The sequence below is a fragment of the Geobacter argillaceus genome (assembly GCF_007830735.1).
In the GTDB taxonomy this organism is placed as follows: Bacteria; Desulfobacterota; Desulfuromonadia; order Geobacterales; family DSM-12255; genus Geomobilibacter; species Geomobilibacter argillaceus.
Window position 1 is genome coordinate 70327 of record NZ_VLLN01000002.1, and the last position, 12850, is coordinate 83176.

A 12850-nucleotide genomic window follows, 5' to 3' on the forward strand; every position below is an offset into this window, starting at 1 on the left:
CTCTCCCATTGTTATCGTATGTAATGGTGGATACAAGACCGGGAATGGAGCGCTCCACGGTAAAAGGAATGCCCTGAGGAGCCTTATCTGTCGACTTCGATCAGATTCCGGAAACCGGCCCTCTTCTCCTGCTTTTTCTGATCCGGCCGATGGTAGTGATGATCATGCCCAACAGCCCCACACACAGGCTCGCCAGCACAATCGGCTTGCCCGGCTCGTGGCGTACGTTCATGGCAGCCCAGTAGCGAACCTCCCTGGCCGAAAGATAGTATTCACCAGCGTCAAATTTCTCTCCGATCGCCGCCTTCCCCTCTGCAAGAACCTTCCCCCCCTGTCTCACATCTGGTTGAGGAAGCGGCCACACCTGAAAAAAAACGTCTCCCCCCCGCTCCTTTATCGGTACCGGTCGATAGGCCACCTGAAGATTGAGCAAAGGTTTCGCCATAACCTGCGGGAACGGGAAACTTCCGGGGCCATCCTTTGTCCCGGTCGTGTAGAGATATGCGCCGTTCTTCTGTTTGATGCTCTGCAGCGGGACGTACGCGCCGCCAAGCTCTCTCCCCTGCTTGTCATAGAGGACAATCAGGACGGAATAACCTTCCTTGTCGCGGAAATAACTGAACCCGTCGGAGTCGAAGCTGTTCGTGATGTAGACAACTCCCCGCTTCCTGGTGCGCCCCTCACCGACTGCGATCTCGTATGCCACCTTCTTGTCGGCACCGTCAACCTTGTAGCCTGTCTGCATCCTGATGAGCGTTGTTTCGCCTTTCAGGTGCGAAAGGTTGAAAAAACGTCCCTGTTCGGTCAGATCGTAACTCTGCAACTGCCCATTGGGAAGAGTTTCCCCTTCGGTAAGCCTGATAATCCCCCTAAAGCTGAACAGGCTGTTATAGATAATGCCTGCGAACATGGCAACGAAGCTCAGATGAAAGAGAATCATGCCAAAGGAGATGATTGTCAGCCTGCGGCCCCATATTCTGCCGAAAAAACAGCAGGCAACGTTCACCACCAGCAGGACCAACAGTCCGTTGAACCAGAGCGTTCCGAATATCAACTCTCCGGCCCGCTGCCCACGAACGACGGTTACGCCGGCAACGCAGCACGCAAGGATGATCCCCAGCAGAGCCATGGCCAGCTTGGAAGAGGCCAGGAAATCATAAATTTTCCGTGGTATCCTGTGCACAGGGTGATAGCGGGGCTCGATCGGGAACTGCTCGTTCTCGGAATCCGGGTCGGGCATGTTATTGAATTCAGTCATTACAAGTTCTCCACCTTCCAGATAAGCTGCTGCCCATCCTTGACACCATAGGCAACCGATTTCCCGTCAGCGGTAAACACCGGGGGAAACACCATCTCGTAGTTGGGGTGCTGGCGCATCACCACGCCGTTTGCATCCGCTACCACGACAAACCGTTTGCCGTCCTTGCGGGCCCGGTAGATGAGCCGACTGCCGTCAGGGCTGAACATGGGCGTAACCACCCGGTCGAACGCCGGCCCTTCCTTGCCGTTCACAACCAGAAACCAGTTCTTCCCATTCCGCGCGGTATATGCATGCCGACTGCCGTCCCTGTTATAGACCAGTTCAGCTGCCTCATCGTACTGTTTTTCCTTTGGCTCATCATGGGAAAAGGGCTCATGCAGGAAATAGCGGTGCTTAATGGCCATAATGATGCCGGCTTTTTTTCGGTCCGGGTGGACCACGGGCGCCTCTATCAGATCCCCCTCCGGCAGGGGGCGCTCCTGGCCGTTCAGCACCAGCACCCTCGCCTCACCTTTCTTCGCTACGTACGCCACGGCATCACCGTCTTTGCCAAATGCCGGAAATTCGATGGAATCGTACAGCGGACCTTCCTGCATCGCATCAGGCCGGTCAAAGCCGAACACTATCACCCTCTGCTTGTTGTTTATGTCGTTGATCGCGGCAATCCTGGTCTTGTCTCTGTTTGTAACCATGAGACTCCCGCAGGATTCCTTGACAATCTTTTTCTTGAATGCCAGGTCGCTGACAATCAGTCTCGTCTTACGATTCTCCTCTGCGCCCTCGACATACGCGACTTTTGCGGAATCGGCGCTGAATACAGGATTGCCGCCATACGCCCGGTACCCGTCACTTAACTCGTTATCCACAACGATGTGGATCTTCCCCCCCATGATGACCTTATGGGCAACATGCCGGCCATCCGGACTGAACACAGGGACGCCTGTATCATCGAACAGCTGCCCTTCCCTGCCATCCGTCACCGGGCAACGCTTGCCGTTAACGGAAGCACTGTAGGCTATGCGCTGGCCATCGGGATTTATTTGCAAATTGTCGATCGCTTGATAGGGCCTGCCAATCGTGCCGTCATGAACGACATGAAGTGTGCCCGCTATCTCGGCAATGTATGCCACGCCCCTTCCCCGTTCGTTGAACACAATGTTGAAAACTGCTTTGTTTCCTGCAGCGTAATCGACACTGTGCGGTTTCTCCCGGTCACCGATAGTTGCGAGAAGGGTTGTTTGCGTTACGACATCGCCGGGGGGCTGCAGATGGGATTCTTTCTGTTCTCTGCGGCACCCGGTGACTGACAGAAAGACCGCGATACACATGCATATCCGAAGGGACAACCTCTTTGCAGACAGATAGTTCACGCCATGCCACTCCACTTCTCAATCCGTAATAAAGCCTCAAGCTACTCACCATACCAGTTTTTCAGGGCTTGTGACAAGCTTGGGAAGAGTCTTGATAACCACAGAGAGCGATGGGGTATTCCAAAAAAAGCCCCGCCTTTGCGGGCGGGGCTTTTTGGGCTTGACCATGTCAGCTGCTGCTAATACACGCCACCAGGGGTGTACCCGGTCATGGTGTCGCCGCAGGTTGAGGTGGTCATATTGCCGCCGCATTGGGCGCCACCGGCCGGGACACCCGGGCCTGACAGCGGTTGCCAGTTGGTACTGCTCCATTGATTCGTGTTCCTGATGAACGCATACATCTTGTACGTTTCGGTTGCGCCGCGGGGCCACATCTTGTCCGTACCGTTACCGGCGAAGTAGCTGAACCCGTGGGCATCCTCGGCCCGCGTCGGACGTACTGCCGTATCGGTGCTGGCATGACATTTCTGGCACTGGTTCGTCATGTAGGTGTCCATGCCGGAGTCTACCGAGGAATAGAACGCCGAGCCGGAACCGTGGCCCATCCCGCCAGTGGCGGTTTGATACCCGTTATGGCATATCTTGCACAACGAGTTGGTGGTGTCGTACACGGTGCCGCGCAACCAGGCCGCGTTGCCGTGTGCGGATACCGTACGGCGGGTGAGCGGTGCGCCGGAGACGTTATGGCAGTCGAAGCAGTTGATGACGACGCCGGCTGACGGTGTGCCGTTCGTCTTGGTTGCGCCGTAGGGGGCGTTCATCCTGGTGTTGGCCGCATAGCTGTTGTTCTGCGGCCCCTTGACCGGATGGAACGTGGAGTTGGTCGTTGCGAACATGCTATCCACGTCAACCACGCCATTGGTGACCCCGGCGCTCAGAGGCACCACGTAGTTGGCGTCGCCGGTGTTCCGGTTGAACGGCTTGTACTGGGAGGTCGCCGCCCCCCCTACCCGGGCGCCGGGGTTGGTGGCGCCGGTGGCATCATGGCACTTGAGACAGAACTTCTGGGTGATGACGTTGTCGATGTTGTTCGATGTGTTGCCGGTGGAGGTTCTGGAACCGGCAACATACGATGTGGTGAAGCGCTGGAAGGTGAAGGCCGCTCCGGACATGTTGGTGATCGGTGCCTCGGTGGTGGCGCCGTCCGGGTCACGCAGGTCGATGTTGCCGTTTTTGTGATAGGTTGCCGATACCTTGCCGGTGGTCGAATCGCCTTCGAGGTGGCAGACGATGCAATCCGCATCGGTAACCGCACTATTCCCGGATTTTTTGTGGCCAAACGCGAGGCCGAATTCGGCGACGATATTTGCCAGCTGCTCTCCAGGTCGGCCAAGGGTACGGGTTATGGTGGTATTGTGGCAGTTCACGCAACCGAGCTGCCCACCCCATTTCGCCGACCCATGGCAACCGGGGGTCGCACAGGTTCCCCCCTTGACGCCGAAGGTGTAGCCGAGCGACGCCTTCAGGCTGTACCTGCCATTGTTGTGGGACGTATACGTGGTATACGTAACGCCGCCGTTGGTGGTGCTGACGCTGTTATGACAGACATCGCAGGTCTGCGCCAAGTGCGTGGTGCCCTGATGGCTGTTGGCCTTCTGGCCGGTGATGCTGGTGTTGCTCGTGTAGTTGGCATAGTTGGGCGGCGAGGCGTGACAGGTGGTGCAGCTGTCGGTGCTGCCCCAGGCCGGCGACGTATTCGCCGCGATGCCGCGGGTATCGCCGGTCTGCAGCGTACCGCCGGTGCCGTTGGAGTGGCAGTAACCGTTGGAGCAGGTACCGTAAACAGCGCTGCCGGGGGTGATGCTCTTCCCTTTGCTGTAGGTGGTCCCATTGGCATAGCCATTGGTGGAGATATTGATAAAACCGTTGGCATGCTTCGGATACGTTACCGTGGTGGAGTTGTAGCCGACCCCATGACAGAGGCTGCAGGCAATCTTTGCGGTGTTGGCATGCTTCGGATGGCTGCCGCTGCCGGAGACGCCGGACATGTCAGCATGGCAGCTGCCGCAGGTCAGCGCCGCCCCTCCCCAGGTGGGGGTGGCATAGGTGGCCGGGGCACCGGAGCCGGTGGCCCCCTGAACGGTGCTGTGGCAATAGACGTTGTTGCACTGTCCATAGGAGGCGCTCGGCGCCACGGCATTGGTGCCGCCAGTGGTTGCATAGACGCCGGCCGGCGTCTTGTACTGAGCCGTGGCGGCGATGCCGGTCAGGTCCCATTTCACATTGCCATTCACATGGCTGTTGTCGGTATGGGCGCCATGGCACTTGTCGCAGGTAAGGGCCAGACTGGTGGCACCGTTACCGGCATGGCGGACATGGCTGCCGGTGGTTGGCGGAGTTGCCGCCGAGGCGCCGTGGCAGGTGCCGCACGCCTTCTGGGTGCCGTCGGTGATCACCCAGGAAGGGTTGAGGGAGCCGTTGCTGCCGGGCCAGTTGGCATGGCAGTAGACGTTACAGGAGTTGCGGTAGCCGGCGCCGGTGGCAACCGTGGTCGTGACGCTCCCGGAGTTGAAGGTGTAGGGTGAGTTGAGCGGGGTATGGCCGCTGTAAGTATTGTAGGTACCCACACTGCCGACAAAGCCGGGCCAGTTGCTGCCGTTGATGGCAAAACCGACAGTGATCTTGTTGTCGAGCGTCGGCATGGTGGTGCCGGTGTGACAGGTGTTGCAGGTCATGCTGCGGGTGGTCACGTGGATCGCGTGAGCGCCGGCGCTGGCAGGGCTGGTGGCGCCGGAGACCGGCGAAACCAGGCCGGTGGAGGTCCCGAGGGTGGCGTCTGTCGGCGGATAGCCATGACAGCCGCTGCAGCCCGCCTTGAAGCCGACGCTGTGCGGGTGGCACAGCATGCAATCCTTGCGGTTGTTGTGGGTCAGGTTGACGCCGGCCTTGGAGGAACTGTACTGGTGATAGATGGTGTTGTGGTGACAGACCTCGCAGACGTTGGTCGTCTGGGTCAGGGTGGCGCGCTGGTCGTTGCCGAACACCCCCATGGCCGTGGTCTGGGAGGCGGTCAACTGGTTGAAGACCACTGAGCGGGCACCGGTCGGCGTGGTAATGGTGGCGGCGATGTTCTTGATGTTGTTCGTGGCCTCGTTGTGACAGGTAGTGCAGTTGTAGCTCGTCCCCCAGTTGCCGTACTTGGTCCCCAGGTTGACGCTGCTGTGGGTAAGGGGACTAATGACCGTGTTGTTGACCGTGGTCACGCCGGTCACGTTCGCCGGTGCAGTGTGCCCGGTTGCCGAGACACCTACGGTGGAGGTGTTGGCCGCGCCGGTGGCAGCGGCCGCACCAGCCGTTACCGTGAAGCTGGAGGTACCACTGATGCCCGGGGCAAGTGAAAGCGTCAACGGCGTCAGGGAAGTTGTCGTGAAGTCAGTCGTATTACTGTTGGCAAGGCTCAGGGTAAACGTGGTCGAGCTGCAGGCTGTGGTATCGTTGTTGACCACGGTCACCGTATACCCCTGGCCATTGCCGGCCTTTACCGTGGCCGAAGCGGGGGCGATACTGAGGGAGGGAGTGTTCGCCGTGCAGACGACTGACGCGTTGACGGTGAAGCCGTTGGTCAGGGTCGCCGACTGGGTATCCGGGTTGGTGACCGTGATGTTACGGACGCCGGTGGTGGCGCCAGCGGCAATCGTGATGTTGGCGGTCAGTTGGGTAGCACTGACAAAGGTGGTGGAGTTGACGGTAACCCCGGTGCCGCTGAAGGCGGTCGTGGCGCCGCTCGCGAAGTTCGTACCGCCGATGGTGACGCTCAGGCTCGTGGCCCCTTGTGTGCCACTGTTCGGGGTGGCCGAGGTGACGGTCGGGGCCGGGTTGCTCACGGTGGTGGTGGCCGTGATGTTGGCCGGTGCAGTATGTCCGGTGGCTGAGACCCCCAGGGTGGTGACGTTGGATGCGCCGTTGGCGGCCCCGGCCGGGGCCGCGACGGTGAAGGTGGCGGTGCCGTTGGCACCGGGAGCAAGGGTCAGGGTCGTCGGGCTCAGCGTACTGCTGGTGAAGACACCGGCGTTGTTGTCCGATTTGGTCAGGGTGAAAACCGTGCTGGCGCAAGCGGCCGTATCGTTGTTGGTTACCGTTACGGTGTAGGTGGTGGCGGCTCCGCCGGAGGTGACCGTCGACGAGGCTGGGGTCACCGAGATGGTCGGCGTATTTGCCGTGCAGACTGCTGCCGGGTTGACGGTAAAGACTCCGGTGCCGGTGCCGGCCCCTGCATCCGGATTGGTGACCGTTACGTTGAGTGCTCCGGTGGTGGCTCCGGCTGCAACGGTAACGGGAACAGTGATGGTTGTTGCGTTCACGACCGTGACAGCGCCGGTGGTGACCCCGGTACCGCTGAAGGCGACTGCGGCACCGGACTGGAAGCCGGTCCCGGTTATGGTTACCGTGGTCGGGCCGGTTCCTTGCGCCATATTGTTCGGTGATGTAGAGGTGACCGTGGGAGCCGGGGCTCCGGCCGCCGGCTTGAACACGGCGATGGCACCGGCCCACCAATCGTTGGCGCCGGTACACCCCATGGTTGCCGATCCGGCGGAGTTCGTGATGGAGTCGGCAAGACCGAGCTGCGTACCAAAGGCGGCAGTTTGCGCGTACATGGAGGCGTTGGTTCCGGTAACGGCACTAAGCGTTGAGGACGTGTTGTCGCCAAAGGCACCGATCCAGAGTTCGTTGGCCGCGCTGCTCGTGGCCGTGCCGGTGCTGAGGGTGCTACTTGAGGTACTGCTTCCGGCTGAGGCCGTAACGTCAAGCGGGCTCGTGGTGGCAATCCCCGAGTATTCGGCGACAACGGCGCCGTTATCCACCGCAGTACTGGTATAGGTCACCGTTGTCTGCCCGGAGGGGATGTTTGCCAGGTACCAGATCGAGACATACTGCGGACCACCGCTGACAACTATGTCTTTTGCCAGTGTCAGCGCCGTTGACCCGAGCTTAACGTTGGACACATTGCCGGTTGCAGTCTGAATCCCGCCGATTACGACGACCAGAAGGTTTCCGGCATGGGTGGGCGCAATGGTGATCGTCCCAGTGGTGTTGGACCCGTTGTTCAGAGTCACCGACTGTACACGGGCAATCGCCGCCTCAGCATTCAATGGCTTGTACCACCCCTTGTACATGAAAATACTGGTTAGCAGGGTGAAGAGCAGAACGATGCTCCACTTGGCCCAGCGGCTCATCCCCCCGATCTTCCCGGCGATCACTTTTCCCATGACATCAACTCCTTTACTTTACCGCAAGATATTCGTCTTTATGTGCATCATTGACCGGCCAGTGCCGGAACTCTAACGGCCAACAGACGGCCTTGCTGCAGAGTTACCGGCGACGTTGCAATCATCTGAACCTGTTTCCGCGCTGGCTGCTCCGCAGAGCGAAGATGGCCGAACGACAGGCCTTCAGGTTGCTGATATAGGTCGACAGCGAGGCGCTCTCGCCGGAGTAGAGCCGACCCATTTCGTCGGAGATCTTCCCGTGCACCTGGAAGGAGACCTTGCCGTCGGCCCCCTGCACCGGCTTGTATTTTATGCTCGGATCGAGGGTCACCAGTGCGGCTACCAGATAGCTGTCCTCAATAATGGATGTTTCCTGATCCTTGATAATGATGGTCTTGAAGCGTTTAGCTGTTTCCAGTTGCTCTGTGTTACCCATGATGACCTCACCTTTTCCCGGAACGGAAACCGTTCCCGTAACTAACTATTATCTCTCAATGAACACGAAGCTCAGAAGATGACTTCGCAATCACAACGAATGCGACTCCATATAAACGAAACGCGTCACGAATGCACTGCACGCCTTGGACGGAGCCATTAAGAGACCGTCGTCAAATGATTATGATTCAATGCGGATTTTTAGTTGGAAAAACCTGGGATCAAGCTGGTGGTGCCCGGGCGGGCAGTGATACGGGGAACGTTACTGATGCACAGGCAAAATGGACAACTTCATGCGGTGCCGGTGCAACCGGCGGCAGGAGAAGCTGCCATTTCAACGGTACAAAATTGACGAGTGCCTGAACCTTGTGCTTCGAATCATCGGCAACACAGGCCGAATTGTCGCTGCTCTCCAGGTGGGATTTCTTGAAATCGAAATGATAGTCGGAAAAATCGCAGGCATCCGCCAGCCTCCCGCCCAAAAAGGCGAAAACTAACAGGAGCGGGAGAAACCAGTTTTTGAAGATACGTTGGAACATTGTGCGTGTGTCCATCGATTGCTGGCCGTTTTTGCGGGTCTATCGGGCAAGGCATTCTGCAAAAAAGGTGCCACCCATAACAGGAGTCATCGAGAATCTTTCGTTAAAAATTTGAAAGGAAAGCGAATCGTACACCTTCGTTAGAGAAAAAACTACCGGTTTACCACAACTGATTTCTGACGCTATCGGTCCTCGGCATCGAGTCCTGACCGACATACGCCAATTGGCAGATTATTAAAACTCGCTAACCGCTTTTTCGCCGCAAGGAAAACAGTCATGACCATTCAATGAAATGTCGCCCGATAGGCCCACCAGCCACCCATCCCGAAGATGGCCAACAGGACGATATGCTTGATGATCAGCATGTTTCTCCGGGTTACTTCGGTCTGCTCGCCAAAAACATTGTCCACGTAGGTGAAGGTACGGCCGGCACCGGTAGCCAGGATCACGACAGCTGCAGCAAGCGAGTTCCAGAAAAAAAACCGCTCGATAACATTCAACTGTGAGGAAAATTCCGGATACCTGGCCTGATATCCATGAAGAAAGTAGATCGCGATCAGGTCGGACACCCAGTAACCGGTCATGAAATCGTGAATGAATCCGTTCAGAACGATGGCGCTTTTTTTCAGGTTCATGTGCTAACCATCCATTTCTATTTCAAAATATCCCACAGGGATGGAGGTCCCCAGTAGGAAGCAACAAAGGGGGGCACCGATGAAGTCAACGATGGAATACCAGGCAGCCGCCCTGGACCAGAGAGCAATCTTCCAAATCCCGGCAGCGGTTGTCAACGTAAAATCTTTCCTCCGGCAGATTACACGGCTGTCAAAATCCAGATTGCTCTTTACAAACGGCCCGGGCATGACTACGTTATTTAATGAACAGTAGCCTCAGCAGATACCATCGAGACCGCCATTCCTTTTTCGACCTCGCCACCGATTACAACGGCTAGTGGCGATTATAGCGGCAGCATATTTCAAAAGACCCGTCAGGCTATTTTCACGTACTCTTCCGAGCCATCTGCATGCACGATATACATACACCGTATTGCCCAATTAATCGGCAACCGGTTACCCATGCAACTACCAGGGACTAATCATGTCCCGCTTATCAGCGCCGTCATGCGCCACAGCGCTTGACGGCACAAATATTGCGTGTTTGGCGCTACCCAATCAATCCAGCCGAAAAAACCAGCTGTTTGAACAGGAGATGTTTTTATGTCCACGAGTAACAGCACCAGTCATCGTCTGACCGAGGAGATCCTCGGCTTCATCGAAGCAGGGGTCGATGCCGAGCTTTCCGATGCCACGTTCAACGATTACTGCATGCAGTTGTTCGCTCTGCACTACGAAACCAACAAGATTTTCCGGGAATTCTGCGATATCAAGAAAGTGGGGCCGGGCGACATCAATCGCTGGCAGGATGTCCCCATGGTCTACAACGACGTCTTCAAGACCCATCTGGTCGCCTCCTTCCCCCTGGAACAGTCGGTCATGGCCTGCCTGACCGGCGGCACCACCAGCCTCACGCAGAGGGGACGCATCTTCCGCGACGAGGACGGCAAACGCCTGGTCTTTGGTGCCAACAAGATGATGACCGGGTCATATCTGTTCCCCGATTTCGAGGAGGGGAAACGGTGCCGCATCCTGATCCTCGCCCCAAGCCCTGAGTTGGCCCCCTCCATGGGAATGGCAATCGGCATGGACCAGACGAGACAGGCATTCGGCACGCCCGACAGCACGTTTCTCCTGGGCAAGACCGGTATCGATGTCAAAAATCTGCTCAAGGCCTTGCGCGAGTCGGAGGCATCAGGCGTCCCGGTGGCTCTGATCGGCGCCACGGCCGCCTATGTGTTTTTCTTCCAGTCCTGCCGCCGCAAGAAGATGAAATTCAAGCTGCCACCCGGAAGCCGGATCTGCGATGGAGGCGGCTATCGGGGCCGTTTCGGCGTCGTCACCCGCGACGATTACTATGCCATGGTAAAGGAGATTCTCGACATACCGGAGACCCACTGCGTCAACGTGCTGGGAGAAGCGGAAACCGCCACCAACCTGTTTGACGATGCCCTGCGCCGCCACGTCAAGGGGCTCCCACCGCGCAAACGAACCCGGCCGGTTCCCCCCTGGTCCCGCGTACTGGCCATGAATATCGATGACTTGAGCCCGCTGCCGGATGGCGAAGTCGGCCTGCTTGCCCACTGGGATCTTGCCAACGTACCGACGGTCCTGGCGGTCATAACGGACAACCTGGGCTACACGACCGACAACGGTACCGGCTGCGAAATGGTCGGCCGGGCCAAGATCGAGAACGGCAAGGTCTCGCCCCTTCCAGATGAGGACCGCACCATGGGGCCGATGGGAGACTCGGGAATCTTCCGCATGCTGGAGGCGTACACCAACTTCTCCATTGACCTGAAGATGCGTTTCGCCAAGGATCTCAAGGTGGAGCCCGCGGTCAGGGAAGAGATCGAAGCCCGGCCCGGCTCGGTTGCTTCATGCCCGCAGGTGGTGGACGAGATCCTGGTGGCCCAGGCCGACGCAGAAGCCGCCAAACTGCGCGACGCATCCCTGAACACATTCAAAGATCAGACCGAACGACCACTGGAGTGGTACGTCAAGGAAGCGGAGAAGCAGAAGCTGACGGACCATCCGGCAGGACTGCAGTCGGAAAAGCAGGCGCAGCAAAAAAAGACGTAGGGAAAGACGAGCAAGCTTCCGCTGATCAGCCCCCGCACCGCCCAACCTGCGGGGGGCTGATCAGTATTTCAGTCAGTCATCATTCCCCGTATTGCCCCTCCCGGTTCGTACCTTTTGACCGTCACTGCAAAATAGATTACAACTGACTAACAAGTCTGCCGATAAGAAGAACTCTGTACCGACCAGATGAGGAGGGCAGATCCTTTTGAAAAAGATCAGGGTGCTCATTGTCGATGATTCGTACCTCGTATGCAAAACGCTCAGCGAGATCCTCACCTCGGACCCCCATATCGAGGTCATGGCGACCGCCGGCGACCCCATCACGGCAGCCAACAAGATCCGCGACGAACTGCCGGATGTTATGATCCTTGATGTGGAAATGCCCCGGATGGATGGCCTGACCTTTCTCCAGATGATCATGGCCCTCAGGCCGATCCCGGTGGTGATGTGCTCAAGTCACGTGGAACAGGGCTCGAAAACCGCATTCAGGGCCATCGAGTACGGCGCGGTGGAACTCATCCACAAGCCGCGCCTCGGTGTCAAACAGTTTATCGAAGAAGCGAAAATCAGGATCTGCGACATCGTCAAGGCAGCAGCCCAGGCAAGGCCAAGCTCAGCACTCCCCCACTTTCCGCGCATGGAAGGGGAACCCAAGCTGACCGCAGATGTCATGCTCGACAAACCTGCCGCGCACGTTGTCCCCTCGATCAGCACCACAGAGAAAGTGGTGGTGGTCGGTGCGTCAACCGGCGGCATTGAGGCGTTGCGGGCCGTTCTCCAGGAATTGCCCGCCGATGCGCCGGGGGTCGTAATCGTTCAACATCTGCCGGAGCACTTCACCCACGACTTCGCCGCCCGGCTCGACTCCCTCTGTAAAATAGAGGTCAAGGAAGCCGAAAACAACGACCGGGTAATCCGGGGCCACGCCCTCATCGCCCCCGGCAACAGGCACACCCTGCTCAAAGAAGCCAGTGGCACCTATCACGTTGAGGTAAAAGACGGGCCACTGGTCTCGCGGCACCGGCCATCGGTCGATGTACTGTTCCGTTCTGCCGCCCGCTACGCCGGAAGCAATGCCGTGGGGGTGATCATGACCGGCATGGGAGACGATGGGGCGGCGGGCATGCGTGAGATGAAGGATGCCGGCGCCGCAACCATAGCCCAGGATGAAACGAGCTGTGCCGTCTTCGGTATGCCAAGGGAAGCGATCGCCCATGGCGGCGTTGATATCGTCGTGCCGCTGGACCGGATCTCCAAGGAAGTCCTGCGGCTGTGCGCAGCATAAAGGGCCGCTACAACTCCCCCACGATCAACCATATGCAGCACCGTTCCATCATCCTCA

Annotated in this window: 8 protein-coding genes; 2 read left to right on the top strand and 6 right to left on the bottom strand. The window is 58.1% G+C overall.

All coding sequences use genetic code 11. From position 1 onward, the window contains the following. Positions 1-100 precede the first annotated feature (100 nt). The 6 genes from JN12_RS01845 to JN12_RS01870 form a co-directional block, all read right to left on the bottom strand. Positions 101-1258 (bottom strand): cytochrome c biogenesis protein ResB, encoded by a 1158-nt coding sequence (locus JN12_RS01845; RefSeq protein ID WP_145017507.1) that lies wholly within the window; start codon positions 1256-1258, stop codon positions 101-103. Further along, positions 1258-2391, bottom strand: a complete 1134-nt coding sequence (locus JN12_RS01850; RefSeq protein ID WP_170241811.1) for a TolB-like translocation protein — start codon at positions 2389-2391, stop codon at positions 1258-1260. The genes JN12_RS01845 and JN12_RS01850 overlap by 1 nt, the downstream gene beginning before the upstream one ends. Positions 2392-2810: 419 nt before the next feature. Beyond that, entirely contained in the window at positions 2811-7838 is a 5028-nt protein-coding gene (locus JN12_RS20935) for a CxxxxCH/CxxCH domain c-type cytochrome (RefSeq protein ID WP_145017511.1), read from the bottom strand. Between the two features lie 121 nt (positions 7839-7959). Further along, positions 7960-8274, bottom strand: coding sequence for a hypothetical protein (locus tag JN12_RS01860; RefSeq protein WP_145017513.1), 315 nt, complete (start codon positions 8272-8274; stop codon positions 7960-7962). Positions 8275-8494: 220 nt separating this feature from the next. Further along, positions 8495-8812, bottom strand: coding sequence for a hypothetical protein (locus tag JN12_RS01865; RefSeq protein ID WP_145017515.1), 318 nt, complete (start codon positions 8810-8812; stop codon positions 8495-8497). Between the two features lie 284 nt (positions 8813-9096). Further along, positions 9097-9447 (bottom strand): hypothetical protein, encoded by a 351-nt coding sequence (locus tag JN12_RS01870; RefSeq protein WP_145017517.1) that lies wholly within the window; start codon positions 9445-9447, stop codon positions 9097-9099. Between the two features lie 582 nt (positions 9448-10029). On the opposite strand from JN12_RS01870, the gene JN12_RS01875 reads away from it, so the two are divergent. Beyond that, entirely contained in the window at positions 10030-11508 is a 1479-nt protein-coding gene (locus JN12_RS01875) for a LuxE/PaaK family acyltransferase (RefSeq protein ID WP_145017519.1), read from the top strand. A 205-nt stretch (positions 11509-11713) separates the two neighbouring features. Next, entirely contained in the window at positions 11714-12793 is a 1080-nt protein-coding gene (locus JN12_RS01880) for a protein-glutamate methylesterase/protein-glutamine glutaminase (protein ID WP_145017521.1), read from the top strand. Positions 12794-12850: the final 57 nt, after the last annotated feature.